Here is a 25,495-nt window from a genome sequence, read left to right as displayed (position 1 = left end):
ATGCTCCTTGCTGGGAATCTGTGGTGTGTCAGGAGACGTTGGAGTACGCGACGACGCCGCGGCGGACCAGATCGATCGCTTCGCGGCACATCTTGGTTTGGCGCCGTTCAAGCCCTGGAATCTTTGCCATCTGGTCCAGGAGGTCGATGACCTGCTTCGCCCAGCGCACGAAGTCGCCTGCGGCAAGGTCGGTGCCGCTGAGAACCTCTTGCAAATGGCGGCCCTTCGCCCATTTGAAGATGGGCCAAACAAGTCCCAGCTCTGGCTCGGCGGTCAACGGCAGCCTGTTTTTGTCCTCGACGTCCTCCAGCGCAGACCACTCACGCACCACGATGTCCACGGATGTTTCGAGGGCTACGGACGGCATTTTGGGTCGCAGGCCGCGATCGTCCCGTTTGGCTTGGTAGACCATCGTGCTGGCCAGCGCAGCCAGCTCGGCGGCATCGAGGTCCTTGATGGCCCCTTGGCGTATGGATTGGGAGATCAGCAGGTCTTTTTCGCCATAGATACGGCGCAGGCGCTGGCCGTCCGCGCTGATGGTGACATGGCCGGCGTCGGACGTCTGGAGGTAACCGTAGGCAGCGAGGACATCGCACACGCGGTCAAATGTCTTCGCGATCGTATTGGTACGGCCCTGGATCTGCCGGACGAGCCCGTCAGTCTCATGGCGTAATTTCCACCAGCGCTCAGCCCAGCGGGCATGGTCCTCGCGTTCGCTGCAGCCGTGGCAGGGATGGGCGCGCAGTGCGCGGCGAAGGTCTGCGATCTTCTTTTCCTGGTCCGGCATGTAGCGGGCCCGGCCAAAGTCCTCGCTCCGGTTCGTGCCGCGGGCCGGCGGACGTCCCTCGCGCACGGCATTCCGCATGGCAGAGGCCAGGTCACGACGGGATTTGGGCAGCTTCGCGTTGAACGACTTCGGAATCCGGATCCAGGACACGGGAGCGACCGGACCTTCGACTTCGTGGGCACCGATCCTGTGCAGCTGGTTGTCTTCCGTGAGGACCGCGGGGCGCGGTTCCCGCGAGTTGGGATCGGCGTTGAGCACGACGGCGTAACCCGGCGTGCGTCCGCCCGGAACCTTGACTATGTCGCCGGGCATGAGCCGGGCCAGCGAGTCCACGGTCAATGATTTGCGGGCCCGCGAAGTGCTCCTTGAGGCAAATTGCTCGGCCTCGCCGAGGTCCCGCCGGAGTTTTGCGTACTCGGTGAAGTCGCCCAGGTGGCACTTCATGGATTCCGCATAGCCGGCCAGCGACTCTTCGCGGCTTCGAACCTGCCGGGCCAGCCCGACCACGGAACGGTCAGCCTGAAATTGGGCGAAGGAGGATTCGAGGATTTGGCGTGCCCTGGGCCGGCCGAACTGCGCAATCAGGTTGATGCTCATGTTGTAGGTAGGGCGGAAGCTCGAGTTGAGCGGGTAGGTGCGGCGCGAAGCGAGGCCGGCGACGGCGGCAGGGTCGGTACCCGGTTGCCAGAGGACCACGGCGTGGCCTTCGACGTCGATTCCTCGCCTTCCCGCACGGCCGGTCAACTGGGTGTACTCCCCCGCGGTGATGTTGACGTGCGCTTCGCCATTGAACTTGTCGAGCTTCTCCAGGACAACGCAGCGGGCCGGCATATTGACGCCCAGGGCGAGGGTCTCCGTGGCAAAAACGGCTTTCACAAGGCCATCGGCGAAGAGCGTCTCCACGACTTCCTTGAAGGTCGGCAGCAAACCGGCGTGGTGCGCCGCGAGCCCGCGGAGCAGGCCGTCACGCCAACTCCAAAAACCCAGGACATCGAGGTCGTCGGCTGGAATCTCGCGGCTCGCCTCATCCACCCGGGACGCGATGATCTGTTGTTCGCGCTCCGTCGTGAGCCACAGCCCGGCGGCGGCACACTGCGCGACAGCCCCGTCGCAGCCGGCACGGGAAAAGATGAACGTAATGGCCGGTAGCAGTCCTTGGCGGTCCAGGCTCGCAATGATCTGGGGCCGGCTGGCCTTGCGCACCGGGCTGCGCTGCTCCCCGGCAGTGTTGTCACGCTGACGGTCCTGCCGGCGGCGGCTGCGTCCGCCATGGCCAAAGCGGCCACGGAAGTTCATCTGGCTTTCCGCCCGGGCCATCGACAGTAGCTCCGGGTTGACCTCGAATTCCCTCTGCAGGGGATTGCGCTCCGGCTCCCGTATTGCCTCCGGCGCGGGCGCTTCGCCGTCTGGTGCCCCTGGGGCGATCTCGTCAAACGCGGTATCCCCGGCGAACAGATCGACGATCTCACGCCCCACCATGACGTGCTGCCACAAGGGGACGGGACGGTGTTCGGAGACAATCACGTCAGTGTGTCCGCGCACAGTGTCCAACCACGCGCCAAACTCTTCCGCATTGGACACCGTGGCGCTGAGGGAAACCACTTGCACCTCGCTGGGCAGGTGGATGATCACCTCTTCCCAGACGGCGCCGCGGAAGCGGTCTGCCAAGTAGTGCACCTCGTCCATCACGACGTAGCCAAGGTCCCCCAGGGTGTCCGAGTCCGCGTACAGCATGTTCCTCAGGACCTCAGTGGTCATCACCACAATCGGGGCCTCGCCGTTGATGGTGGTGTCACCGGTCAGCAGTCCCACGCTTGAGGCACCGTACTTCGCCGAGAGCTCGGAGAACTTCTGGTTGCTTAGTGCCTTGATCGGCGTTGTATAAAACGCCTTGAGCCCGCGTTCGAGCGCCAGATAGATGGCGAACTCGCCAACGATTGTCTTCCCGGCGCCCGTGGGCGCCGCCACGAGCACTCCCTTGCCCTCCTGGAGCGAATGGCACGCGTCCCGCTGGAAATCGTCAAGCTCGAACTCCAGTGTCCGGGCGAAGGTGCCAAGATAGGTTTTCGACTCAGCACTCCGTTGCGCTGCGGCTTGAAAGGCTTCTGAGGGCGAAAGGGCCCCTGAATTGGAGGACATGCTTCAAGCCTAGTGGCCGTGAGACTACAGATTCTCCAGATCGGAGGCAGGTGTGGCGACGTCTGCCGTGGCTTCCGTCTCGGCGGTAATCTTCGACTGCCGGCGCGCGCGCCGTTTGTCGTTCAACATGCAGAGTCCGATCGCGGCGAAGAACAGCACCAAAAGGGGACCGGCGAGCATGAACATTGACAGCGCGTCCGCACCGGGCGCGGCCACCGCCGCAAGGACAAACACGAGGAAGACCGTGATGCGCCAGGCCTTGAGGATGGTCCTGCCGCTCAAGACGCCTGCCATGTTGACGCCCACCAACACCACCGGCACCAGGAAGGCGATGCCAAGGAAAAGAAGCATGTGCGTGGCAAACGTCAAGTACTGGGATGCGTCGATGTTGTTGGCACCGTTTTGCGGCGTGAACTGCAGGAGCGCGCGCACGACGTTCGGGATGACCGTCCATGCAACATACACGCCAACCAGGAACAACGGCACCGCCGCGGCCATGTACCCGAGCGTGTAGCGGCGCTCCTTCTTGGTCAGGCCCGGAGTGATGAACGCCCAGACCTGATAGATCCAGATGGGGCTGGAGAGGACCAAGCCGATCTGGATGGCAATACGGAGCTTGAAGTCGAACGGATCCCCCACGCTCGCGAAGTTCAGGACCGCGGTCCGTTTGGTCTCCTGGGCGATCTTGATCAACGGATCCGACAGGCTGTTGACCACCGGCTCATAGAGGAACCACCCTGCCACGGCGCCTACGAGAACGCCGATGGCAGACTTGATCAGCCGATTCTTGAGCTCCTTCAGGTGGTCTAGGAGCGCCATCCGCCCTTCGGGGTTGGCTTTGCGGCCCGTCTTCGTTGCCACTACTGCTTAGCTACGGGTTGCAGGCGGAACGTCAGTGTCGTTGCCGCTCTTGTTGGCTTCGGGGTGGTTGACCACTTTGCCTTCAACGGGGTCCGAGTCGTCCTTGGCCGCCGGCTTTCCGTCGTTCTTCATTTCCTTGACTTCGGATCTGATGATGCGCATCGACTGGCCGAGGCTACGGGCCATGGCGGGCAGCTTGGGTGCCGCGAACAGCAGCAGGGCCACGATGATGATAATGACAATTGGCCAAGGGCCATCAAATAGTCGTCCCACGGGAAGTCCTTTCGTTGGAATACATCCTACGTCTAACTGAATTCGATGTCGTGCAGAGACTGGGGTTGGCCCCGTTCTGCTTTGCGCTTAACGCGCTTTTGGCGACGCACTTCCTGGCGGGAGGCCTTGGCCGTCACGTAATCATGACGTATCTGTTCCGGTGAGGCAAAAACGGCCGCGCCAAACACTTTCGGCGACGCCTCGCCGTCGTCGTCAGCATGTTCGCGAAGGTGCGTGCGATGACCCAGCCGGTCCCCCGCCGCGCTCAGTTCATGGACTGTGGCCATGAACTTCCGGAAAAGCCGGATGCCCAGCAGGACATAGCAGAGCAGCGACACCGCAATCAGCGCGAGCCACAAAAGGATCCAGGACCACCAAGGCATTTGAGTAGTCTAACCAGCCTTCATTTCTTGTACTGCGCAAGTGCAGCAGCCACCCAGGCTACCGAGGCGTCGGCTAACCCTGCGGGTTGCACTATGCGTGCCGCACCGCCGTGCTGCGCCACGAACATCGGCAACCAGTCCGCATTTCCGAACCGGACCTCGGCGAGCAAGCCGCCGTCAGGGAGCACAGCCGTCCGCTCCGCGTAATAGTCGTCCGCCAGCCCGACGCCCTGCCGGGTCAATTGGAGGACCACGACGACGTCGTCGTCGTTGGGCGTGTACAGCTTCACCGGGACGCGTTCCTCGGCGCCTGCGCTCTCGGAAACCGGACGGCCGTTGGGCGCGATCTCCTCGATGCGGTCGAGGCGGAAGTTCCGCAGTCCGGCTTTGCTGTGGCAGTACGCCTCGAAGTACCAGGTGTTGTCCAAGGAATAGAGCCGGAAAGGGTCCACGTCACGTTCGGAAACCGAATCGCGTTGCCGTGAGAGGTAGCGAAGCCGCAGTTGATGACCCGACTGGATCGCCCGGGTGATGGTGTCGAACGCCCCGGCGTCGGCCGGGGTCACGGGCGGGCCGGCGACGGCCGCCGCCAAGCGGCCTGCCTCCCCCGCGGCGCCGGTGAGCTTCAGGGTCACGGACTCCAGGGCTCCGCTTTGCTCATCCTCCGACATTCCGGCCTGGGCGGGAAGTCCGCCCAGGGTCGCCAAGCCCGTCAGCAGGGCGCAAGCCTCATCAACGCTGAAGCCAATGGGCCGGTTGAGTTCCAGGTGCTCGCGGATGTAGACGTGCTCGTTCTCCCAATCGATATCGAACAAGTCATCCGGATAGCCTTCGGGGCGGCCGGAGCAAATCAGGATCTTCAGGTCCTCGACGAGTTCCTCACGCGTGACCCCGAAACGGTCCGCCACCTCCTGGATGGGCAGGCCCTGGTTGTGGACAAGGAAGGGGACCAGTTGGAGCATGCGGTTGAGTTGGTCTTCCGAAGTCCGCTTGCGCGTCCGCGTCGCTGGTCCCGTGCCGGAGAAGCGGACCTCGACGGCGGGGCTCGACGCGAACGCAGCGGCAGCTTCTAGGCGGCGGATCACGGCGTCGCGCAGCTCGGGAGGTCCGGCCACGAGCACGTGGGGACCGTAGGAGGCAAGTTCTTCGGCGAGCAGCTCACTATCCCGGAAGGGCACAGAGAGGCTGTCCCTGCCCACTTGGGGGCCGCTGGCGCCGGGGGCACGGGTGACACTCACCGCGCGCTTGCGAAGACCCAGCAAACGGCCTTCGACCACGTCGAGGTGGGCCTCCTGCAGGGGAAGCTCATTGAGGCTGTCCAGTTCAGCGCGGGTATCAAACCCTGCGGGTATCTCGCAATGAAACCCGGTCTCAACATGGACATCGCTCGTCATCCGGGACAGCCGGAAAAAGCGTTTCGCGTTCCGGCCCCGGTCGAAGCCCACCAAGTACCACTGACCGAACCGGCTCCCGAGGCCCCAGGGCTCCACCATGCGGCGTTCGTCTTTGCCGGTGCTCGCGGCACGGTAGCCGAAACTTACGGGGTGCTGGCCGTTCATGGCCACGATGATGTCGTCAAAAGCCTGGCCGGCGGGCTTGATGCGCGGCTGGACGCCGGCGGGGAGTTCGACGGCGGCGAGGTCGCCGGAAGCCTGCAGCTTCCGTAGCGCGCTTGCAGCGGCCGAGCCGAGCGCCGCGCGTTCCCACAGCTGCGCAGCCAGGAGCAAGACCGTGCCCTCGGCCGGGGTCAGGTGCACATACGGCAGGCGATTGGATTCCTTGGCGATGCGGTAGCGGGTCGACGCGGGGTCGTCCGAGCCGAACCCGTGGTCAAGGAGTGTTTCGATGTCGAAGCCAAACCGCTTCAGCTCTGACTTGTCTCGTTCAAACATGCGTCCGAACGCGACGTCGCTGTCGCCGGCGTCGTGATAGACCTTCTGCCTGAGAACAGCCCGGGACAGCCCGTATTTCGTGTTCAGAAGGGCGATCAGCAGGTTCAGGAGTCGTTCGGTACGTGATGCGGACACGCTTGCTACGTTACTAAATTCCTCCGGCAAAGGCGGAAGGCGCGTCTGCGGCCGGATTTCTCCGGCTGCAGGCGCGCCTTCCTATGCTGTGAAACCTAGCGGACTGCCACGAGGTCCACCACGAAGATGAGGGCTTCGTTGGGCTTGATGGCCCCGCCCGCGCCACGGGAGCCGTAGGCAAGCTCGGAGGGGATCTCAAGGCGACGGCGACCGCCGACCTTCATGCCAAGGAGTCCTTGGTCCCAGCCCTGGATGACCTGGCCGACTCCCACGCGGAAGTCCAGCGGTGCGCCACGGCCCCACGATGCGTCGAATTCCTCGCCGGTGGACCAGGCAACGCCAACGTAGTGGGTGGAGACGGTGTCGCCGGCCTGGGCCTCGGCGCCGTCACCAACGACGATGTCCTTGATAACGAGTTCCGTCGGGACGTCGCCCTCCGGGAAGTCGATCTCCGGCTTAGTGCGGTCGTAATCACGCTGACCAAATGACATGGGTACTCCTCAATTTGATAGGGACGGTGTTATGGAAGTTTACGGAAGGCTACTGGGCGCCCAGGATGTCCACGACGAAGACGAGGTCGCCCGCGGGCTGGCCCTGTGCTGCGGCGGCGTCGCCATATGCGAGGCTCTTGGGGATAACCAGGAGGACACGGGAGCCGACCGTCTTGCCCGCAAGGCCTTGCGTCCAGCCCTTGATAACGCCGTTGAGCGCGAAGCTGGCAGTCTGGCCCTTGTCGTAGCTGGAGTCGAACTTCTTGCCATCAGCCAAGGTGACGCCGACATAGTTGACGGTCAGGGTGTCCGTTTCCTTGACGACTGCGCCCTTGCCCTTGATGAGGTCCTGGGAAACCAAGGCCTGCGGGGCCTTCGCGCCGTCAACGGAAATTTGCGGAATTCCCTTGTCATCGACCTTTACCGTCGGGAGGCCGGCGGGCGGAGTGACGGTGTCGCCCTCGGGCTTGTCCAGGGGCTTGACGGCGTCCTTGACGCCGGTGATCTTGAAGACCACCAGCTGGGATGACGATGCCGCTGCTTCAGCCGACGCCGCAGTTCCGGGGACGGCGAAAGCGATGTCAGCGCCCACCTTCGCACCGACGAGCGCGTTGTAAAGCACCGCGCTGCCGGTCTTGAGCTGGTCGTTGAGTTCGACAGGCTGGGAGCCTGTCGGGAACGTGTCTTCGAGGGTCTTGCCGTCCTTGCCGTCGACGGCGATGTAGGTGATCTGGGCCACCTGTCCGGCTTTCACCTTGTCGCCGGTGCCGTCGCTGACCATTTTGATGGTCGGCTGCGTTACGTCCAGCGGCTTGTTGAATTCCAGGCCGGGCGCCTTCTTGTCTCCATTGTCGGAGACCTTGAGGGAATCCAGCTTGGCTACTTCGCCAGCGGACTGACTGGTGGGCTCCGGGGTCGCTGTTGTTGCCGGACTTCCGCCGCAGGCGGTGATCAGCAAGAGGCCGGGGATAAGAATTGCTAGTAGACGTCGCACAAATTGAACTTTCGTCGGGGCAAAAGGAGGGCATGGCCGGGCCATGCGCGTAGAGGCCTGTTAAAAGGCCAACCTCCAGAGTAGCCGGTGAAGCTGGGAGTCAGCTCATCGAGTCCAGGAGGGCATCCACTCTTTCGTCGACGCTGCGGAAGGGATCCTTGCACAAAATCGTCTGGTGCGCGCGGTCGTTCAACTTCAGATGGACCCAGTCCACGGTGTAGTCACGGCCGAGTTCCTGTGCGCGCCGGACGAAGTCTCCGCGGAGTTTTGCCCGGGTGGTCTGCGGCGGCGCATCCACGGCATCCTTGATGTCCGTGTCGGCAACCAGGCGGCGCGCCGCGCCGCGGGACTGGATCAGGAAGAAGAGCCCTCGCTTGCGCGAGATGTCGTGATAGGTCAGATCCAATTGCGCGATCCGCGAGGAGTCGAGGCCGATTCCATGGCGACGCATGTATCCATCCATCAGCTTCTTCTTGATCGCCCAGTCCACTTCCGTGTCTATTCCGCTGGTATCGCCGCTATCGATGGCGTCCAGCGTCCGTTCCCATAGATCCAGGATGAGGGGTACGTGCGGATTGTGGGCTCCGTTCGATGCTACAAAAGCACTGACCTTTGCAAGGTATTCGCGCTGGATGTCCAGGGCCGTCAATTGCCTGCCGTTGGCCAGGCGCACCAAGGCCTTGCCGCTGAGATCGTGGGAGATTTCACGGATGCTCCGGATGGGGTTCTCCATGCGCATGTCCCGCATGATCACTCCGGCCTCAATCATGCGCAGGAGCAGATCCACCGTTCCCACCTTCAACAGGGCGGTGGTCTCGGACATGTTGGAATCGCCGACGATCACGTGCAGGCGGCGGAAGAACTCGGCATCGGCGTGGGGCTCATCACGGGTATTGATGATGGGGCGGGATCTCGTCGTCGCGGAAGACACGCCTTCCCAAATATGGTCGGCACGTTGGGAGAACGCGAACGTGGCCCCATGGGGTGTCTTCAGGACCTTGCCCGCACCGGCGATCAGCTGCCGTGTCACGAGGAAGGGGATGAGGATCTCGGCGAGCCGCGAGAACTCACCCCGCCGCGGAATCAGGTAGTTTTCGTGGCTGCCGTAGGAATTGCCGGCGGAATCGGTGTTGTTCTTGAACAGGTAGACCGTTCCGTTGAAGCCCTCCGCCGCGAGCCGCGCCTGCGCTTCGTCAACGAGGTCATCGAGAATCAGCTCCCCGGCCCGGTCGTGGGCGATCAGCTGCGCGAGGTCGTCGCATTCCGCGGTGGCGTACTCCGGGTGCGAGCCGACATCCAGGTAGAGGCGGGAGCCATTCGTGAGGAAAACGTTCGAGGAACGTCCCCAGCTCACCACTTTGCGAAAGAGGTACCTGGCGACTTCCTCGGGAGCCAACGGCCGTGAGTCGGGGCTCGAGTACGAAATACCGAACTCCGTTTCGATCCCGAATATCCTTTTGTCCATCTCAGGCCTCCCCTGCCAGCAGCTGCGTGATTTCTTCTGCCCTAAGCCGCCGGAAGGCCCGCCGGGATCCGCGCCCGCTTTCCGGGCTTCGGTCCAACACGGCGGCCTCGACCGCGGTGCCGGGCAAGGCGTCTACTTCCTTGTCCGTGGCCAGCGCCTTGACGGCCAGTCGCAGTGCGCCGGCCAGGTCGAGATCAGCCTTCCAACCGCGGGCCACGGTCTCGGCTACTTGCTCGGCCAAGCCGCCCATCACTACAAAGCCGTTCTCGTCGGCAATCGAACCGTCGAAAGTCAGCCGATAAAGATGGTCGTCGGCCTGCGTGTGTCCGACCTCGGCCACGGCAAGCTCGACTTCGAACGGCTTTTGTTCCGCGGTGAAGACCGCGCCAAGGCTCTGCGCGTAGACGCTGGCGAGCCCGCGGGCAGTGACGTCCTCGCGATCGTATGAATAGCCGCGGACGTCGGCGTAGCGGACACCCGCTTGCCGAAGACTCTCAAACTCGTTGTACTTGCCCACGGCGGCGAACGCGATCTTGTCGTAGATCTCACCGATCTTGTGGAGCGACGGCGACGGGTTTTCAGCGACCAGCGCGATGCCGTCAGCGCAACTGATCACGACGACGGAACGGCCGCGGGCGATCCCCTTCCGCGCGAAATCCGCGCGGTCCTTCATCAGTTGTTCGGGCGAAACATAAAACTGCTGGGTCATCTCAGGCCTCCCGTCCGGCAACTGTGCGTGATTCAACAATGGATCCAGCGATCGCCGCCAACTCCCGTTCCGACACCCGGCGGGCACCGGCGCGGTTGACGGTATATACCACCGGCCAGAGTTGCCGGACCGGGTCCGGACCGCCCGTGGCGGAGTCGTCGTCGGCGGCGTCATAGAGGGCCTCAACCGCGACGGCGACAGCCTCGTCTTCGGTGAGGTTCGGCCGCCACAGTTTCTTCAAGGCGCCACGTGCGAAGACGGAACCGGAGCCGACCGAATGGTGCTCCAATTCCTCGTACCGTCCCCCGGTGACATCGTAGGAGAAAAGCCGTCCCACGCCGGCTGTCTGATCGAAGCCCGCGAAGAGCGGGATCACCGCGAGACCCTGCATGGCCATCGGCAGGTTTCCCCGGATCATGGCTCCAAGCCTGTTGGCTTTGCCGTCCAGGCTCAGCAGCGTGCCCTCGATCTTTTCATAATGTTCCAGTTCCACCTGGAACAACCGTGTGATGTCGATGGCCAGGCCCGCGGTCCCGGCAATTCCCAGGACGGAATATTCGTCGGCCGGGAAGACCTTCTCGATATGCCTGCTGGCGATCACGTTGCCCATGGTGGCACGCCTATCCCCCGCCATCAGGACGCCGCCGGGGTAGCTGAGGGCGACGATTGTTGTGGCATGGGGCACCGGCGGAATCTGTCCCGCGGGCAGCGTTTGACTAAAGGGAAGGAGTTCAGGCCTGGAGCGTTGCAGATGCTCTATGAACGAAGACGTTGCTTGGGTGGCCAGGTGGCCGGCTGATGGATCCTGCATTGCTGCGCTCCTTCGACTCTGACATCCGATGCCCGGCGGCCTCGCGCCGGCCGGGCCCTTGGCTTAGCTGGCGGCTGGCTACTGGCCGCCCTTTTGCACAAATGCCCTGACGAACTCTTCGGCGTTCGATTCAAGAACACCGTCGATTTCGTCGAGGAGATCGTCTACGCCCTGCGTGGCGACCGAGGCCTGTGCCTCCGGCGCTGCGGGCGGCGCCTCGGGGGCGTCGGCCTCTGCCTCGACGTCCCGCGACTGCGGTTGCTGCTGCTCCTGAGCTGCCATTTCCTTCTCCATTCTGTCCATCCCCGGCAACGGGGACTTCCTGTAATGCCATACTGCCACGGGGCGGGCTGCGACGCTGCGGTTTTAAGGGCCCGTTTGGCAGCCTTTAGTCGACTGCCCGTTCAGGCGGGCGGGGCCGGGTCCAGGCCGAGCAATTCACGGAGGAATGCGCCGGCTGTGGCGTGTTTCCGAAACAGCTGTCCGGTGAGTGCTTCCGTGCCGCGGAGCGGTTCCCGGGTGGGCACACGCTGTAGTTTCCCGATGCCCGGAACGTCAAAGATGACCGAATCCCAGCTGGCGCCGACCACGTCCTTGCCAAAGCTGGAAACACACTTCCCCCGGAAAAATGCGCGGGTGTCCGACGGCGGTTCGACGACAGCACGGCTGATCGTGGCGTCGTCGACGATCGTCTGCATCCGGTCGCGGGAAAGCATGCGGTAGTACAGGCCTTTTTCCGGCCTCACGTCGGACCATTGCAAATCGACGAGACCCAGCCGGGCGTCGTTCCATTCAAGGCCGTCACGGTTCCTGTAGCCATCCAGCAGGGACATTTTGGCCAGCCATTCGACGGAAGACGCGGCACCCGCGGGGTTGCTCCCCAAGAGCCCCAACGTCGACTCCCACCGTTCCAGGACATCCCGGGTGTGGCCGTCGCCACTGAAGGAATCGGAGACCCCGGTTTCCTGGCCAAGTTTGGCCGCTGCCTCGTAGTACATCCACTGGATATCCAGCGCTGTTACGCGCCGTCCGTCAAGAAGCCTGACCGTGGCAGTCAGGGAGGTGTCGTGGCTGATTGCCTGCAGCCCCGCCACGGGTTCATGTACTTCGATCTTCGGAGCCTGGCCGGCTTCGATGAGGCTCAGGACCAATGCTGTCGTGCCGAACTTCAAGTAGTTCGACACCTGGCTCAGGTTGGCGTCGCCGATGATCACATGCAGACGCCGGTATTTGTCCGCGGTGGCATGCGGTTCATCCCGGGTATTGATGATCGGACGCCTGATGGTGGTTTCCAGCCCTACCTCGGCTTCGAAGAAATCCGCACGCTGACTGATCTGGAATCCGGAAGTTGAACCGTCCTGGCCCTTGCCGAGCCGCCCCGCGCCGCAGATGACCTGGCGTGTGACGAAGAACGGCGTCAGGCCGCGGACGATGTCTCCGAAAGGTACCGAGCGCGGCATGAGGTAGTTCTCGTGGGAGCCGTAGGACACCGATTTGTTGTCGGTGTTGTTCTTATACAGATTGATCGCCGGCAGGTCAGGATCGGCGGCTACCTTCCGAACCGTGGCCAGGGCGACGAGGTCGCCGGCCGCGTCCCACGCGACGATGTCACGGGGATTCGTGACCTCGGGACTGGAGTATTCCGGATGGGCATGGTCCACGTACAGGCGGGCCCCGTTGCCGAGGACCATGTTCATGAGCAACGACCCTGACTCGTCGCCACCGTCGGCTTCCAGCTCCTGCCGCCCGTACGCCAGCGCAACGGCCTCGGCGTCGAGCACGGGAGGCCTGTCGGTCAGCTGGCTGGGATCTGCTGCGCTGCGCTCAACTGTCCAACCGCGTGCATCATGCAGGGGTTCTTCGTCCGTGTAGTCCCAGCGGGTTTCAGCGCCCCCCGCCGCCCGTTGTCGCGTCAGGTTGGCGTAGGCCTGGATGATCCGCGCGGACATCATCGTGGCGTTCGCCCCTGGCGCAGAAGGCGCGTGGATGCCGTATTCAGTTTCCGAACCCATGACCCGCATGGCCCCGCCCACGGGAAGCTTGTCCGAAGGCAGGCCTTCCGGCCGGGCCGTCACAGGTACTGGCCGGTGTTTGGAGTCGTTTCGATCGACTTCCCGGGCTCCTGGCCGGCCTTGCCCTGGACGATTGTGCGGATGTAGGTGATGCGTTCGCCCTTCTTGCCTGAGATGCGTGCCCAGTCATCCGGGTTGGTGGTGTTGGGCATGTCCTCGTGTTCGCGGAATTCGTCGACGACGGCGCGCAGGAAGTGGTCGATCCGCAGGCCTTTCTGCTGGGTCAGCAGGAGGTCCTTGATGGCGTACTTCTTGGCACGGTCCACGACGTTCTGGACAACCGCGCCGGAATTGAAGTCCTTGAAGTAGAGCATCTCGGTATCGCCGTTCGCGTAGGTCACTTCGAGATACTCGTTGGATTTCTCCGTCGAATACATGGCTTCAACGGTCCGCTGGATGATGGCGTCGACTGTGGCCTGGACGTCCCCGCCGTGTTCTGCCAGATCCGTCGCGTGGAAAGGAAGGTCGGTGGTGATGTACTTGGCGAAAATGTCGGCGGCCGCTTCGGCGTCGGGCCGCTGGATCTTGACCTTCACGTCAAGCCGGCCGGGACGAAGAATAGCCGGATCGATCATGTCCTCGCGGTTCGAAGCGCCGATCACGATGACGTTGTCCAGACGTTCGACGCCGTCGATCTCGCTCAGGAGCTGCGGGACGATGGTTGTTTCGACGTCGGAGGACACCCCGGTGCCGCGGGTGCGGAACAGTGAGTCCATTTCGTCGAAGAACACCACCACGGGGCTGCCATCGGATGCCTTCTCCCGGGCACGCGCAAAAATCAGGCGGATGTGCCGCTCTGTTTCGCCGACGTACTTGTCAAGGAGTTCAGGTCCCTTGATGTTCAGGAAGTAGCTCTTCAGGTCCACGTTGCCGGCCCGTTCGGAGGCGCGGGCGGCAAGGGAGTTGGCAACGGCCTTCGCGATCAGCGTCTTGCCACAACCCGGAGGGCCGTAAAGCAGGATGCCCTTGGGCGCTTTGAGCCCGTGTTCGCGGTACAGGTCCGGGTGCAGGAACGGGAGTTCCACGGCGTCGCGGATCTGTTCGATTTGCGGGCCCAGGCCGCCGATGTCCTCGTAGGTAATATCAGGGACTTCCTCGAGGACAAGGTTTTCGACCTCTGCCCGGGGCACCTTCTCCAGGGCGTAGCCCGTGCGGGAATCCAGCGACAAAGCATCGCCGACGCGCAGGTGCACCTTCTGCAAGGCGCCTGAAAGCCTGATCACCCGCTCTTCATCTGCCCTGCCCACTACCAGGGCGCGGTCGGTGCCGAGCATTTCCTTGAGCGTGACGAGTTCGCCTGCCCGTTCATAGCCCAGGCCGGTCACCACCAGCAGGGCCTCGTTGAGGAGGACTTCCTGTCCAACAGCCAGCTGGTTGATGTTCACGAGCGGGCTGACGCCGACGCGCATCTTGCGGCCGGCATTGAAGATGTCAACCGACTCCTCGGTGGCGGCCTGGCCGGTGCTGCCTGCCGTTGGCTGGCGCCTGGGATTGATCTGCAAGATGGTCCCGAAGCTATACGGCGGTTGGCCGTCCTGCTCGAGGGCGCCTTTGAGCCGCAGGATTTCGGCCTTCGCCGTTTCCAGCATGGTCACGAGCTTGGTGTTGTTCTGGGTGGCGGCGGCAAGCTGACGGTCGATGTGGCGCAGTTTGTCTCGAAGGATGTTTATCTGGCGTTCCGCGACAGTGAGTTCGCCGGACTCGTCCACCGGTTGGATTGCCCCACCCCCGTGTCCCGCTTTTCCCTCAGCCACAGCTTTGTTCGATGGCTCCTCCGGCGTTCGCCCGAAGTCATTGTTCGACGTATCCACGAAGCATCAGCTCCTTCCCGCTTTCTATAAATAGACCTTAGCCCTCAAAAGCGTCGGGAAACCTGTGACATCCGGAATGCGGACCAGTTTGTGATCTTTCCTTAGGGAGCCGGCGTGGGGTCGTCCTTGACGTTGGTGCCGGCAATCGCATCCCGTGCCGCCCGCCGCAGTTTCTTGTCCGAAACCGCACGCTCTCCTACGGCTCCCGGTGTCCAGGCATTCAGGTCTTCCTCGCTGAACTCGGTCTTGGACGGACGCCGTTTGACGGAAATCCCGGTCACGCCGTCGGCGAGGCGACGGGTCACCAAGAGGAAGCCGGTGTGGGCCACCATGCGGTGGTCGGGACGGACAGCGAGGCCTTCAAGGTGCCAGCCGCGGACCATGGACTCCCACGCGTCCGGTTCCGTGAAACGGCCGTCGGCGCGGATGGCCTCCGCGGTACGGGAGAGCTGGGTCACGGTGGCCACATAGTTGATCCACACGCCGCCGGGGGCCAGGACCGTCGCTACGGCGTCGAGGCATTCCCAAGGAGCGAGCATGTCCAGGACCACGCGGTCCACGGATCCGGGCTCCTCGCTGCGGACAACTTCCTCCTGGAAGTCGCCCAGCGAGATCTTCCAGGCTGGGTGCGGACCGCCGAAAATGGTTTCCACGTTACCCCGGGCGATGTCAGCGAATTCTTCGCGACGCTCGAAAGAGTGCAGGTAACCGTTGTCTCCCACTGCGCGAAGCAGGGAGATCGAAAGGGCGCCGGAACCAACGCCGGCTTCCACAACCCGCGCACCCGGGAAGATATCGGCCATGGTGACGATCTGGCCTGCATCCTTGGGGTACACCACCGCGGCACCGCGGGGCATGGACAACACGAAGTCCGAGAGCAGCGGACGGAGCGTCTGGTACTGCTGGCCGATATTGTTGGCCACCACGGAACCGTCAACCTGGCCAATGATTTCATCGTGGTTCAGGAACCCGCGGTGCGTATGGAAGGCGCCGCCTTCCTCCAGGGTGATGGTGTTCATCCGGCCCCGTTCGTCCGTGAGTTGAACCCGTTCGCCCACACGGAACGGCCCTCGGCGCCGTGCTGCACCAGTCGGCTGAATCGCGGTGGTGGCGCCGGTGGCCGTGTAGTTGGCGGCGGTTTCGCTGCTCATGGGTGTTTCCTCGCTCCTGTACGGCTGGGCCGTCATTTGTTGCCACAGTTACTGCTTAGTGGTGCGCACTGCCGGCCGGGTTAATTCACGGCCGGCAGGTAACTCTACCGGGAAGGTCCTACGGGCGTCCGCTCCGTCGGGCTACTTTACCTGTAATGGCTGTCACTACGGCCTGTTGGCGCAGCAGGCCCATGACTGTACCGGCTTCGTCCACCACGGCGTATTCGGCGCCGCTGAGCTGCGCCAAATACTGGATTAGTTCCTGGCCGCTGGAGGTCCAGGGGACGTAGGCGCCTTCGGCGAGCGGGGTCGAAACCGCCGTCACGACGGTTGTGAATACCTCGGCGGGAGGTACGGCCGCAGCGGCAGCCGGATCGACAAGGCCCTGCGGCCGGCCATCCGGTCCGCAGATCACGACGGCGGGAGTGCCGTAGGGTGCCACGCGCAAGACGTCCGCGACGGTGGCCGAATTCGGAATCCCGACGGCGGGTTCGGCCAAGGCTGCGGCACTCACCAAGGGGAGGCGGCCGCGGAGCGTCGCCTGCTTGATCGCACCCGAAGCGCCCATCCAGAGGAAGCTGCAGACAAGGATGGTGATGAGCATATAGCTGAGATCCGGGGCTCCACTCAGCAAAGGCAGCACGACGAACCAAACGACCAGGACGATGACAATAATCCGTCCGGCCCAGCCAGCCGCCACCGTGCCCTTTTCCTGGCTGCCCGTCAATTTCCACACCGCGGACTCCACCAAGCGGCCCCCGTCAAGGGGCAGTCCGGGGAGGACATTGAAGATGCCGATCAGCAGATTGGCCCACATGAGGATATTCGTCAGGGTATCCCCTACCCCGGTGACGACACCGGCCTGCAGCAACAGCCAGGCCCCGCCCGCGAGGACAAAGTTGGCCGCGGGTCCTGCCAAGGCAACAACTACCGAGCGGCCGGGGGACGCGATGAAGCTCTCGAACTGCGTGTGCCCGCCCCAAAGATTCAAAACGATCTTCTCCGTGGGCCATTTGAAGGCCTTGGCACTCAAGGCATGGGCGAGCTCGTGGACGAGCACCGAGAGGGCGAGCAGGAGCGCATAGGCAAGGGCAACCAGGTAGGCGCCGATTCCCAAGGAGTGGTTCCGGATGAGAAGCGCTGGTCCATAGACGATGACCGTAAACGCCGCGATGATGAACCAGGAGTAGGCAAGGTACACGGGGATTCCCGCGATGCGGCCGAGTGGAATCCCGTCCTTTTTAGCGCTACGGGTGCTATGGCCGCGGTTTCCTGGAGTACTCACCTAGTTTGCCTGCCCATGGAAAGCCCCGGCCGGCATACTGGCGGACACCCGGGCGGCAACAAGTGCTTCAAGGTCGGTGACCTTCCGTCCTTGGAGGGTGTCCCAGGTTGCCCGGCGGGGGTCCTCGGGCAGTGGCATCTGGTGCGGAATTCCGACCGTGACCACGCCGGAGGCGATCGCGGACGCAACTCCCGGGACGGAATCCTCGAGTGCTACGCAGTGGTCCGCGGTCAGCCCGGGGTCGGTGTCCCGGAGCCGCTCGACGGCGGCGAGGTAAGCCTCCGGGTGGGGCTTTCCGTGGCTGACGGTGTCCCCCGTGATGAGGAACTCGAAGTAGGGCTTGGGGAGGTTGGCCACGACTTCCCGCGCCATCGGGCCTTCGGACATCGTCACGAGGGCACAACGGACGCCCGATTGGTACAGCTCGTCAAGCAATTCCCTGGCTCCGGGCCGCCACGGCACCTCAACGCGGAGACGGTCGATGACCCGGGCGCTCAAGGAGTCAACGATCTCGCGCTTTTCCAGGTTCACTCCAGCCCTTTGGAGAATGCCGGCCGAGTGCATCAGCGACTGCCCTACGAGCTGCATGGCTTGTTCATGGCTCCAGGCGCCGCCGTGGGACTCAACGAGGGTACGCTCTGCCGCAATCCAGTACGGCTCCGTGTCCACCAGGGTGCCATCCATGTCCCATAGCGCGGCTTTGAGCAGGGGCTGGGTGGCTGAAGCAAGCATGCCTAAAGTCTACGTGGAAGGAGGCAGGGCAATTGCCGCTCTACGCCCGGGGCGAAGTCTGGCCACGCCGGTCCGCTTACGCCATGCATCGGTGGCGGTGTTGGACGTAGGGTGAGTGAATGAACAGTTTGGACGGAGCCCCTGACGGACAGGCCACAACACCCGAGCCTGAGCGCCTTCTCCAGCCTGTAGCCGACGGCCAGCGCATCACCGTGATGCTGGCGGCTTTCGAGGGTTGGAACGACGCCGGCGAGGCGGCCAGTGATTCCCTTCACTACTTGAACAAGTTGTGGCAAGGAAAGAAAGTGGCATCCGTTGATGCCGACGACTACTACGACTTCCAGTTCACCAGGCCCACGGTACGACGCACGGCGGCCGGAACGCGCAAGGTGAAATGGCCTTCCACGCGCCTGTACAAGGCCAGCGTCCCTGACAGCAACGTCGATGTGGTGTTCGTGCTCGGCACCGAGCCTTCCTACCGCTGGCGTGCCTACACGGCCGAACTCCTGGTCCACGCCGAAACGCTCAAAGTCGACTACGTTGTCCTGATTGGCGCCCTCCTCGCCGATGTCCCGCACAGCCGCCCGATCCCCGTCAGCACCACCTCGGACGACAGCGGATTGCGGCAGCGCTTGAACCTGGAGGCGTCGCAGTACGAGGGGCCGGTAGGCATTGTGGGGGTACTGGCGGAATTCGCGCTGCTCGCTGGCTTGCCTACAGTGTCGCTGTGGGCGGCCGTACCGCACTATGTCGCGCAGCCCCCCTCTCCCAAGGCGCAACTGGCCATCCTGAACAGGATCGAGGATCTGCTCCAAGTGCCGCTGGACACCCACGCCCTCAACGAGGAATCGGAGGCTTGGGAGCGCGGTGTGGACGAACTGGCCACTGAAGACCCCGAAATCGCCGCCTACGTGCGGCAGCTCGAAGAGGCCAAGGACACGGCGGACCTCCCGGAGGCCAGTGGCGAATCCATCGCGCGCGAATTCGAGCGCTATCTCAAGCGCAGGGGCAAAGACAAGCCCTGACGGGCTGTCTCCGGGGGTGCGGTGCGCATTGAACCCAACGCGGGGTCACTTACGGCCCGTCCAAGGGGACATTATGGGCCGTAAGTGACCCCGCGTTGTTTAGATATTAGAGTTCGACGCCGAGCAATCCGTTGATCGCGTCGCTCACCAGGGCGGAATCCAGCGCACTGGGATTGGTGTCGGACGCGTTGCTGAGGGCAGCTGCGGCCCAGGCGTCGACGGCGGCGACCGCGCCGGGAGCGTTGAGGTCGTTGGCCAGTTCGGCACGCATCCGCGTCAGCAGTTCCGCCGCTGTTCCCTCGGGAGCAATGTCCCGCGCGGCCCGCCACGTGTTGAGGCGCTCCTTGGCCTGGGCGAAGCCTTCATCGGTCCAGGACCAATCCGAACGGTAGTGGTTGGCCAGGATCGCCAGGCGGATTGCTGCAGGTTCTTCGCCCGCGGCACGGAGCTTCGACACAAGCACGAGGTTTCCTTTGGACTTGCTCATCTTTTCGCCGTCCAGGCCCACCATTCCAGCGTGGGCATAGTGGCGTGCCAAGGGAATGCCGCTGAGCGAATAGGCGTGTCCGGCGCCCATTTCGTGGTGCGGGAAGACGAGGTCCGATCCGCCGCCCTGCACAGTGAACGGGGCCGGCAGGTATTTCTGGGCGATGACGGTACATTCAATGTGCCAGCCGGGACGTCCGTCACCGAGGCTTGCGCCGGGCCAGCCCGGCTCGCCGTCGCGGGCTACGCGCCATAGCAGGGGATCAAGGGGATTCCGTTTGCCGGACCGGCCGGGATCGCCGCCGCGTTCGGCGAAAAGCTCCAACATTTCCACTTCGCCGAGCCCCGAGATGTCACCGAGTGTCCACGCGTCCGGGCTGTCCGAAGCCTTGCCGGCCGCCTCGACGTCGTAATAGACGTCTCCGTCGGGTTCGCCGCCGGTGCCGTGCACGCGGTAGGCGAGCTTGTCCGCGATCAATTTCTCGATAGCCGGGACAATCATCGGGATCGCCTCGACGGCTCCGATGTAGTGACTCGGAGCCAGCACATTGAGGGCGTCCATGTCGGTGTGGAATAGCTCAATCTGGCTCGCTGCCAGTTCCCGCCAGTCAACGCCGGTGGCGGTGGCGCGCTCCAGGAGGGGGTCGTCGACGTCGGTGACATTCTGGACGTACGCAACCCGCTGGCCGCTGTCCCGCCATGCCCGGTTGAGCAGGTCGAAGGCGACGTAGCTGGCCGCGTGGCCCATGTGGGTGGCGTCGTAGGGCGTGATGCCGCAGACGTACATGGATTGCTCCGCGCGTGGCTCGACCTCCACGAGGGCCCTCAGGGCGGTATCGAACAGCCTCAACGGGGGCATGCTGCCGGGTAGTTCAGGCACAGGGCGGGAGATCCACGATTTCACAGCCTCAACCATAGTGCTAGGCGCTGATGACATTGAAACCGAGCAATACATAGAGGGCGAGTCCAAGGAGAATCCGGTACCACACGAAGACACGGTAGCTGTGGGTGGAAATGAATTTGAGGAACCAGCCAATGATGATGAAGCCCACAACGAACGCGATGACCGTGGCCAGCGCTGTTTCCGGCAGGCCGAAAGGTCCGGTGATTCCTTCCTTCGACACCACCTTGTACAGCTGGTACAGGCCGCTGCCGAAGACAGCGGGTATGGCGAGCAGGAACGAATACCGTGCGGCCGCTTCACGCGTGTACCCCATCAAGAGGCCGGCGGTGATGGTTCCGCCGGAACGCGAGACGCCCGGAATGAGCGCCATGGCCTGGGCCAGCCCGTAAAGGATGCCGTGCTTGAAGGTCAACTGGCTCAGCTCGCGTTCCTGCCGGCCGACGGCGTCGGCCACCGCGAGGATCATGCCGAAGACGATGAGCATCGTGGCGACGATCCACAGGCTGCGCAGCACGGATTCGATCTGGTCCTGGAAGAGCAGGCCGAGCACGATGATGGGCAGGCTCCCGAGGATGACCAGCCAACCCATCCGCGCGTCGGGATCGTCCCTGGAGACCTTGCCACGCAGCGATCCGAACCAAGCGCGCACAATCCTGACGATGTCGCGCCAAAAGAAGACGATCACGGCCGTCTCGGTGCCCAGCTGGGTAATAGCCGTGAAAGCAGCTCCGGGATCCGCCGCATTGGGCAGGAACGAGCCGACAATTCGCAGGTGTGCGCTTGAAGAAATCGGAAGGAATTCTGTCAGGCCCTGCACGAGGCCGAGGAAGGCTGCTTCTATCCAGTTCACGTGAATAGACCCTACGTCATGATCTACCCGATCTCCCCGTAAGCTATCAGCTATGCAGCAGCGTTACGTCGGCAACAGTGGGTTTCGGGTGTCCACCCTTTCCCTGGGCACCATGTCCTGGGCGGAAGAAACGGACGAACAGGATGCACGGGAGCTGCTCCATACGTTCATCGCAGCGGGCGGCACCATGATCGACACCGCAGCCTCCTACGCAGGCGGACGAGCCGAGGCCCTCCTGGGCTCCATGCTGGGAGACGTCGTGGCGCGTTCGGAGGTTGTCCTCTCCACGAAAGCGGGCGTCTCGACGTCGGACGGGCGGCGCAGTGTCGATGCCTCCCGCGGTTCCATGCTGTCCGCACTCGACGCCAGCCTTGCCCGCTTGGGAACCGACTACGTGGACATTTGGTTCGCGCATGCCTGGGACGGCAACGTTCCGCTGGACGAAACGCTTTCCGCACTTGACCTTGCGTTGCGCTCGGGACGCGCACGGTACGTGGGCATCTCCAACTACAACGGCTGGCAGACCGCCAAGGCTGCGGCCATCGCGGGATTCACCGTGGTGGCAAACCAATCCGAATACTCGCTCCTGCACAGGAAGCCCGAAGACGAACTGGTGCCCGCGATCGAGGATGCCGGCCTCGGCCTCATGGCGTGGGGGCCCCTCGGCCGCGGGGTGCTCAGCGGCAAATACCGTGGACAGATTCCCTCTGAATCACGTGCGGCGCAGGGCCGCCTCAGCGGCTACGTCGAAAAGTACCTCGACGCGCGGGGGGCGCGGATCGTCGAAGCAGCGGCAATGGCCGCGCGCGGATTGGGACGTTCCGCCGTCGACGTCTCACTGAGCTGGGTGCTCTCCCGCCCAGGCGTATCCACGGCCGTGGTGGGCGCACGCAATGCGGTCCAGCTCAAGGAGTTGCTGGACGCGCAGCTGTCCCCTCTTCCTGCTGAGATTTCCCGGGCACTGGAAGACGTTTCAACGATCTGACTCAGCTGTCACTGCGGCATGAGTGGCCGCGCGATTACTGACCGCGCACTACTGGTCGAGGATCTCCAGCTCGTCTTCGTCGAGGAGTTCACTGTTGTCCTCGTCGTCATCTTCTTCATCGTCGTCAAACACCTGAAGTGGTGTGACTTCCGAGTAGGCCTCGTATAGTGAGTCCTCATACACCTCAAAGGCATCTGCGACGGCAAAAAACGCTGCCTCCACAGCGGGATCTCCTTCGCCCCTGCGGGCCGAAGCGGCAATCAGGTGCTCTTCCAAGGCGGCTGTCAATGACTGAAGCGCGACACGCGGATCGATGCTCATGACTTCACGTTAGCCCGAAAAAGACGAAAATGGAGAGGGATGAGAGAACAATTTCTGAGCAGTTCAGTGGAACGTCAGCGGGACTACGCGAGGCAGTACGAGTATCTCGTACTGACCGTCAGCCCTGACGATTCCTTGCCCGAGGCGCGACGCCGGCTCGTGGAACACTCCGAATATGGCAAGTGGGAACTGGAGCGGAGCATCCTCTATATCGGCGGCGGTCGCCGGTTCTGGCTGCGCCGCAGAGTACTCAACGTACAGCGCACCGTGTAGCAGCGGACGCGATTCCGGGTTCTCCCTCCAGCTTTCGAGCGTTTCAGCTTTCGAGCGGGCCAAGCCACGCGTTGGCTACCGTGTTGTGCGCTGATTCGTCATTGGAGGGATGGAAGATCCCGGCCAGCACATCGCGATACAGCCGTTCGAGTTCGGAGCCCCGGAAGTAGCTTGAGCCTCCGGAAACCCGGATTGCCACATCCACCATGGTCCGGGCGTTCTCCGTGGCCCGCACCTTGAGCCCCACGAACTTAGGGAACCACTGCGCCCCGTGATCAACCAGGCCATCCACGTCGCGGGCGACTGACGCCAACTGGGGCTGGATGGAATCCATTGCCATGGCGGCGTCGGCGATCTTCCAGCGGATGTCCGGGTCTTGCGAGAAGCTTCGGCCGCCGTATTTGGCCGAGGTACGGCGTTTGGCCGCCTCGACCGCCAGGGCGAATGCCCGCTCCCCGATGCCCGTGTAGACAGCGGCAAGCAGCGTTTCGAAGCACGCGAAGATCGCGAAGACCAACGGATCCTGGTTGGGTCCTACGGGCAGTTTCCGGAAGATCCGTTCCGGTGGCACTGCGGCATCCTGCAAGAGCGTGGTGTTCGATTGACTGGCCCGCATGCCCAGGGTGTCCCAGTCACCTAGTGTCTCGTGGCCGGGCGCGTCGCGTTGGATGAAGCCGAAAACCAGCTCTCCACTCCCCTCCCGCGCGCCGCCGTCCTTGCCGAAGATGCCGAGGCGGGTCCATGCCGTCGACAGGCTCGTGAAGATCTTCCGCCCGGTAAAGCTGTACCCGCCGTCCCGCTGCGGTTCCGCCGTGGTCCCTGAATCAAAGAGCATGGAGTCATTGCCCGGCTCGGAAATCCCGAAGGCAAAGACCTCGCCTTGCCCGGACTCCTTGAGGACAAAGTCAAGCGAATCGTCGCCGCGGGCCGCCAGGACATGCGCGACGCCGGTCCAGACAAGGTGCATGTTGACGGCCAGCGCGGTGGCCGGGGCAGCCGTGGCAAGCCGGCGCTGAAGCGCCGCCGCGGCTTCGAGCCCGAGCCCCAGTCCGCCGTCGGACTCGGGGACAAAGATCTTCAGGTAACCCGCAGCAGCGAGCTCCTCAAGGTCCTCGTGGAAGAACGAGTTGTCCTGGTCGTAGCCCGCGGCGCGGCCCCGCATGCGGTCGAGCAGCTCGTCCGGCAGGATCTCCTCAGGGATCAAGGCGTTCTCCCTGGTAGTTGCTGAGCAGGGTGTTGAGCACCCTGGATCCGAACTTGAGCGAATCGGCCGGAACGCGTTCGTCAACCCCGTGGAACATCCCGGTGAAGTCGAGTTCCTCGGGGAGCATCAGCGGGGCGAACCCGTAACCTGTGATGCCGATCTTGCTGAGCGACTTGTTGTCGGTGCCGCCGGACAAGGTGTACGGCAGCACCTTGGCGCCGGGGTCTTCCGTGTGCAAGGCGTCGATCATCGCGTCGACCAGATTGCCGGCAAACGGCACTTCCAAGGACACGTCCTTGTTGACGTAGCTGACGTCCACGCCGTCTCCGGCAAGTTTTTTGACGGTTTCGAAGACCAACTCCTGCTGGCCCGGCAGGGTGCGGCAGTCCACCAGTGCTTCCGCCGATTCGGGGATGACGTTGTGCTTGTATCCGGAGCTCAGCAGCGTGGGGTTCGAGGTGTTTTGGAGGGTGGCCCCCACGAAGCGCGCCACGGTGCCGAGTTCCTTCAGGAGCGTCTCGGGGTTGTCCGGATCGAACTCGACGCCGGTCAGTTCCGTGACCCCCTCGAGGAACTGCCGGGTGGTGGGGGTCAGCTCGATCGGCCATCGATACTCGCCGATCCTGGTGACTGCCCCGGCCAGGCGGGTGATCGCATTGTCCGTGTTGATTTGCGAACCGTGCCCGGCACGGCCGTGGGCCACGAGGCGCAGCCAGGAAAGGCCCTTCTCCGCGGTCTGGAGCAAGTAGGTGCGCTGGCCTCCGATGGTGGCCGAGAAGCCGCCTACCTCGGAGATCGCTTCCGTAGCGCCGTCGAAGAGTTCCCTGCGGTGCTCGACGGCGTAGCGCGCGCCGTGGTTGCCTCCGGCTTCCTCGTCGGCGAAGAACGCGAAGATGATGTCCCGCTTGGGCTTGCGTCCCGTGCGGGCGAAGTCACGCATGACCGAGAGAATCATGGCGTCCATGTCCTTCATGTCCACGGCGCCGCGTCCCCAGATGAGTCCATCCTTGAGTTCGCCGCTGAAGGGATCCACGGACCACTGGTCCTTGAGCGCCGGCACGACGTCGAGGTGGCCGTGGACGACTAGGGCCCCGGCCGAGGGGTCCTCCCCCGCCATGCGCGTGACGACGTTTGCCCGCCCCGGAGCCGACTCAAAGATTTCGGCGTCCAGTCCGACTTCATTAATAAGCGCCGCGGTGTATTCCGCTGCGGCGCGTTCCCCGGGACCGGAATCGTCACCGAAGTTCGAGGTGTCTATGCGGATGAGTTCCTGGCAGATCCGGACTACTTCGTCCTCGGGTCGGATATCAGTCATGGAACTCTCCTTGCTGGCTGGGATGGACGTACCCCGCGGGTGGGCACATGGTGCGGACGCTCCCGCGCGCTTCCCTCAGCCTACCCACCGCAGGCTCGTTTAGCCGCGTGCTTTCCCGCGTTTTGGCGCGGAATGGCAGGG

At 63.6% G+C, this 25,495-nt stretch carries 24 protein-coding genes; 3 read left to right on the top strand and 21 right to left on the bottom strand.

The genetic code is table 11. From position 1 onward, the window contains the following. Window positions 1–28 precede the first annotated feature (28 nt). The 16 genes from QRN59_RS09065 to QRN59_RS08990 all read right to left on the bottom strand — a co-directional run bounded on the left by QRN59_RS09065 (window position 29) and on the right by QRN59_RS08990 (window position 17,991). Entirely contained in the window at window positions 29–2,926 is a 2,898-nt protein-coding gene (locus QRN59_RS09065; protein ID WP_284982189.1) for a DEAD/DEAH box helicase, read from the bottom strand. Between the two features lie 24 nt (window positions 2,927–2,950). Further along, a complete protein-coding gene (gene tatC, locus QRN59_RS09060; RefSeq protein ID WP_284982491.1) occupies window positions 2,951–3,745 on the bottom strand; it encodes a twin-arginine translocase subunit TatC in 795 nt (264 codons plus the stop codon). A 48-nt stretch (window positions 3,746–3,793) separates the two neighbouring features. Further along, a complete protein-coding gene (tatA, locus tag QRN59_RS09055; RefSeq protein ID WP_284982188.1) occupies window positions 3,794–4,060 on the bottom strand; it encodes a Sec-independent protein translocase subunit TatA in 267 nt (88 codons plus the stop codon). Between the two features lie 32 nt (window positions 4,061–4,092). After that, entirely contained in the window at window positions 4,093–4,443 is a 351-nt protein-coding gene (locus QRN59_RS09050) for a hypothetical protein (protein ID WP_284982187.1), read from the bottom strand. Between the two features lie 20 nt (window positions 4,444–4,463). Next, entirely contained in the window at window positions 4,464–6,470 is a 2,007-nt protein-coding gene (locus QRN59_RS09045) for a helix-turn-helix transcriptional regulator (RefSeq protein WP_284982186.1), read from the bottom strand. A gap of 95 nt (window positions 6,471–6,565) precedes the next feature. Continuing rightward, window positions 6,566–6,961 (bottom strand): FKBP-type peptidyl-prolyl cis-trans isomerase, encoded by a 396-nt coding sequence (locus QRN59_RS09040; protein ID WP_284982185.1) that lies wholly within the window; start codon window positions 6,959–6,961, stop codon window positions 6,566–6,568. A gap of 49 nt (window positions 6,962–7,010) precedes the next feature. Beyond that, window positions 7,011–7,955 (bottom strand): FKBP-type peptidyl-prolyl cis-trans isomerase, encoded by a 945-nt coding sequence (locus QRN59_RS09035; RefSeq protein WP_284982184.1) that lies wholly within the window; start codon window positions 7,953–7,955, stop codon window positions 7,011–7,013. A 100-nt stretch (window positions 7,956–8,055) separates the two neighbouring features. Then, window positions 8,056–9,420, bottom strand: a complete 1,365-nt coding sequence (pafA, locus tag QRN59_RS09030) for a Pup--protein ligase (RefSeq protein WP_284982183.1) — start codon at window positions 9,418–9,420, stop codon at window positions 8,056–8,058. 1 nt (window position 9,421) lies between these two features. Continuing rightward, window positions 9,422–10,129, bottom strand: coding sequence for a proteasome subunit alpha (gene prcA, locus QRN59_RS09025; protein ID WP_284982182.1), 708 nt, complete (start codon window positions 10,127–10,129; stop codon window positions 9,422–9,424). A gap of 1 nt (window position 10,130) precedes the next feature. After that, window positions 10,131–10,940, bottom strand: a complete 810-nt coding sequence (gene prcB / locus QRN59_RS09020; RefSeq protein ID WP_284982181.1) for a proteasome subunit beta — start codon at window positions 10,938–10,940, stop codon at window positions 10,131–10,133. Window positions 10,941–11,018: 78 nt separating this feature from the next. Continuing rightward, on the bottom strand, window positions 11,019–11,222 hold the full coding sequence (locus tag QRN59_RS09015; RefSeq protein ID WP_234749319.1) for a ubiquitin-like protein Pup: 204 nt from the start codon (window positions 11,220–11,222) through the stop codon (window positions 11,019–11,021). A gap of 122 nt (window positions 11,223–11,344) precedes the next feature. Beyond that, entirely contained in the window at window positions 11,345–12,961 is a 1,617-nt protein-coding gene (gene dop / locus QRN59_RS09010) for a depupylase/deamidase Dop (RefSeq protein WP_284982489.1), read from the bottom strand. 50 nt (window positions 12,962–13,011) lie between these two features. Beyond that, complete coding sequence (gene arc, locus QRN59_RS09005) at window positions 13,012–14,823, bottom strand: proteasome ATPase (protein ID WP_284982180.1); 1,812 nt, start codon at window positions 14,821–14,823, stop codon at window positions 13,012–13,014. A 101-nt stretch (window positions 14,824–14,924) separates the two neighbouring features. Beyond that, entirely contained in the window at window positions 14,925–15,974 is a 1,050-nt protein-coding gene (locus QRN59_RS09000; protein WP_284982179.1) for a tRNA (adenine-N1)-methyltransferase, read from the bottom strand. Between the two features lie 118 nt (window positions 15,975–16,092). After that, window positions 16,093–17,259: a site-2 protease family protein gene (locus QRN59_RS08995; protein WP_284982178.1), complete on the bottom strand. Its 1,167-nt coding sequence runs from the start codon at window positions 17,257–17,259 to the stop codon at window positions 16,093–16,095. Further along, complete coding sequence (locus QRN59_RS08990; protein ID WP_284982177.1) at window positions 17,260–17,991, bottom strand: HAD family hydrolase; 732 nt, start codon at window positions 17,989–17,991, stop codon at window positions 17,260–17,262. A 119-nt stretch (window positions 17,992–18,110) separates the two neighbouring features. Between QRN59_RS08990 and QRN59_RS08985 the strand changes: the two genes are divergently transcribed. Beyond that, window positions 18,111–19,016, top strand: coding sequence for a PAC2 family protein (locus QRN59_RS08985; protein ID WP_284982176.1), 906 nt, complete (start codon window positions 18,111–18,113; stop codon window positions 19,014–19,016). A 106-nt stretch (window positions 19,017–19,122) separates the two neighbouring features. Here the strand turns inward: QRN59_RS08985 and mshC are convergent, their stop codons facing one another. Together mshC and QRN59_RS08975 are read right to left on the bottom strand one after the other, a co-directional pair. After that, window positions 19,123–20,406, bottom strand: a complete 1,284-nt coding sequence (gene mshC, locus QRN59_RS08980; protein ID WP_284982175.1) for a cysteine--1-D-myo-inosityl 2-amino-2-deoxy-alpha-D-glucopyranoside ligase — start codon at window positions 20,404–20,406, stop codon at window positions 19,123–19,125. A 16-nt stretch (window positions 20,407–20,422) separates the two neighbouring features. Beyond that, the gene (locus QRN59_RS08975; protein WP_078108894.1) at window positions 20,423–21,256 is read right to left on the bottom strand and encodes an undecaprenyl-diphosphate phosphatase; all 834 of its coding nucleotides are present in this window, start codon (window positions 21,254–21,256) and stop codon (window positions 20,423–20,425) included. Between the two features lie 52 nt (window positions 21,257–21,308). Between QRN59_RS08975 and QRN59_RS08970 the strand changes: the two genes are divergently transcribed. Continuing rightward, window positions 21,309–22,241 carry an aldo/keto reductase gene (locus tag QRN59_RS08970; protein ID WP_284982174.1) on the top strand — a complete coding sequence of 311 codons (933 nt, stop codon included), beginning with the start codon at window positions 21,309–21,311 and terminating at the stop codon, window positions 22,239–22,241. Window positions 22,242–22,289: 48 nt separating this feature from the next. On the opposite strand, the gene QRN59_RS08965 is transcribed toward QRN59_RS08970, so the two are convergent. Beyond that, window positions 22,290–22,562, bottom strand: a complete 273-nt coding sequence (locus QRN59_RS08965) for a hypothetical protein (RefSeq protein ID WP_284982173.1) — start codon at window positions 22,560–22,562, stop codon at window positions 22,290–22,292. 39 nt (window positions 22,563–22,601) lie between these two features. Between QRN59_RS08965 and QRN59_RS08960 the strand changes: the two genes are divergently transcribed. After that, the gene (locus QRN59_RS08960) at window positions 22,602–22,835 is read left to right on the top strand and encodes a DUF5703 family protein (protein WP_059389241.1); all 234 of its coding nucleotides are present in this window, start codon (window positions 22,602–22,604) and stop codon (window positions 22,833–22,835) included. 43 nt (window positions 22,836–22,878) lie between these two features. Here QRN59_RS08960 and QRN59_RS08955 read toward each other — a convergent pair whose 3' ends face one another. Further along, the gene (locus QRN59_RS08955) at window positions 22,879–24,039 is read right to left on the bottom strand and encodes an acyl-CoA dehydrogenase family protein (protein WP_284982172.1); all 1,161 of its coding nucleotides are present in this window, start codon (window positions 24,037–24,039) and stop codon (window positions 22,879–22,881) included. Continuing rightward, entirely contained in the window at window positions 24,029–25,354 is a 1,326-nt protein-coding gene (locus QRN59_RS08950) for a M20/M25/M40 family metallo-hydrolase (RefSeq protein WP_284982171.1), read from the bottom strand. The genes QRN59_RS08955 and QRN59_RS08950 overlap by 11 nt, the downstream gene beginning before the upstream one ends. Window positions 25,355–25,495 lie beyond the last annotated feature (141 nt).

The organism is Arthrobacter sp. efr-133-TYG-118 (assembly GCF_030209755.1).
Lineage (GTDB): Bacteria > Actinomycetota > Actinomycetes > Actinomycetales > Micrococcaceae > Arthrobacter.
The sequence above is the reverse complement of the archived record's forward strand: the minus strand, read 5'-3'. Positions and strand labels throughout refer to the sequence as shown.

Bases quoted from the DNA above. Each gene is read 5' to 3' on its own strand.
- QRN59_RS09065 (WP_284982189.1), bottom strand. From the start codon at position 2,926: ATGTCCTCCAATTCAGGGGCCCTTTCGCCCTCAGAAGCCTTTCAAGCC.
- tatC (WP_284982491.1), bottom strand. From the start codon at position 3,745: ATGGCGCTCCTAGACCACCTGAAGGAGCTCAAGAATCGGCTGATCAAG.
- QRN59_RS09050 (WP_284982187.1), bottom strand. From the start codon at position 4,443: ATGCCTTGGTGGTCCTGGATCCTTTTGTGGCTCGCGCTGATTGCGGTG.
- QRN59_RS09040 (WP_284982185.1), bottom strand. From the start codon at position 6,961: ATGTCATTTGGTCAGCGTGATTACGACCGCACTAAGCCGGAGATCGAC.
- pafA (WP_284982183.1), bottom strand. From the start codon at position 9,420: ATGGACAAAAGGATATTCGGGATCGAAACGGAGTTCGGTATTTCGTAC.
- prcA (WP_284982182.1), bottom strand. From the start codon at position 10,129: ATGACCCAGCAGTTTTATGTTTCGCCCGAACAACTGATGAAGGACCGC.
- prcB (WP_284982181.1), bottom strand. From the start codon at position 10,940: ATGCAGGATCCATCAGCCGGCCACCTGGCCACCCAAGCAACGTCTTCG.
- QRN59_RS09015 (WP_234749319.1), bottom strand. From the start codon at position 11,222: ATGGCAGCTCAGGAGCAGCAGCAACCGCAGTCGCGGGACGTCGAGGCA.
- dop (WP_284982489.1), bottom strand. From the start codon at position 12,961: ATGCGGGTCATGGGTTCGGAAACTGAATACGGCATCCACGCGCCTTCT.
- QRN59_RS09000 (WP_284982179.1), bottom strand. From the start codon at position 15,974: ATGAGCAGCGAAACCGCCGCCAACTACACGGCCACCGGCGCCACCACC.
- QRN59_RS08990 (WP_284982177.1), bottom strand. From the start codon at position 17,991: ATGCTTGCTTCAGCCACCCAGCCCCTGCTCAAAGCCGCGCTATGGGAC.
- QRN59_RS08985 (WP_284982176.1), top strand. From the start codon at position 18,111: ATGAACAGTTTGGACGGAGCCCCTGACGGACAGGCCACAACACCCGAG.
- QRN59_RS08970 (WP_284982174.1), top strand. From the start codon at position 21,309: ATGCAGCAGCGTTACGTCGGCAACAGTGGGTTTCGGGTGTCCACCCTT.
- QRN59_RS08965 (WP_284982173.1), bottom strand. From the start codon at position 22,562: ATGAGCATCGATCCGCGTGTCGCGCTTCAGTCATTGACAGCCGCCTTG.
- QRN59_RS08960 (WP_059389241.1), top strand. From the start codon at position 22,602: ATGAGAGAACAATTTCTGAGCAGTTCAGTGGAACGTCAGCGGGACTAC.
- QRN59_RS08950 (WP_284982171.1), bottom strand. From the start codon at position 25,354: ATGACTGATATCCGACCCGAGGACGAAGTAGTCCGGATCTGCCAGGAA.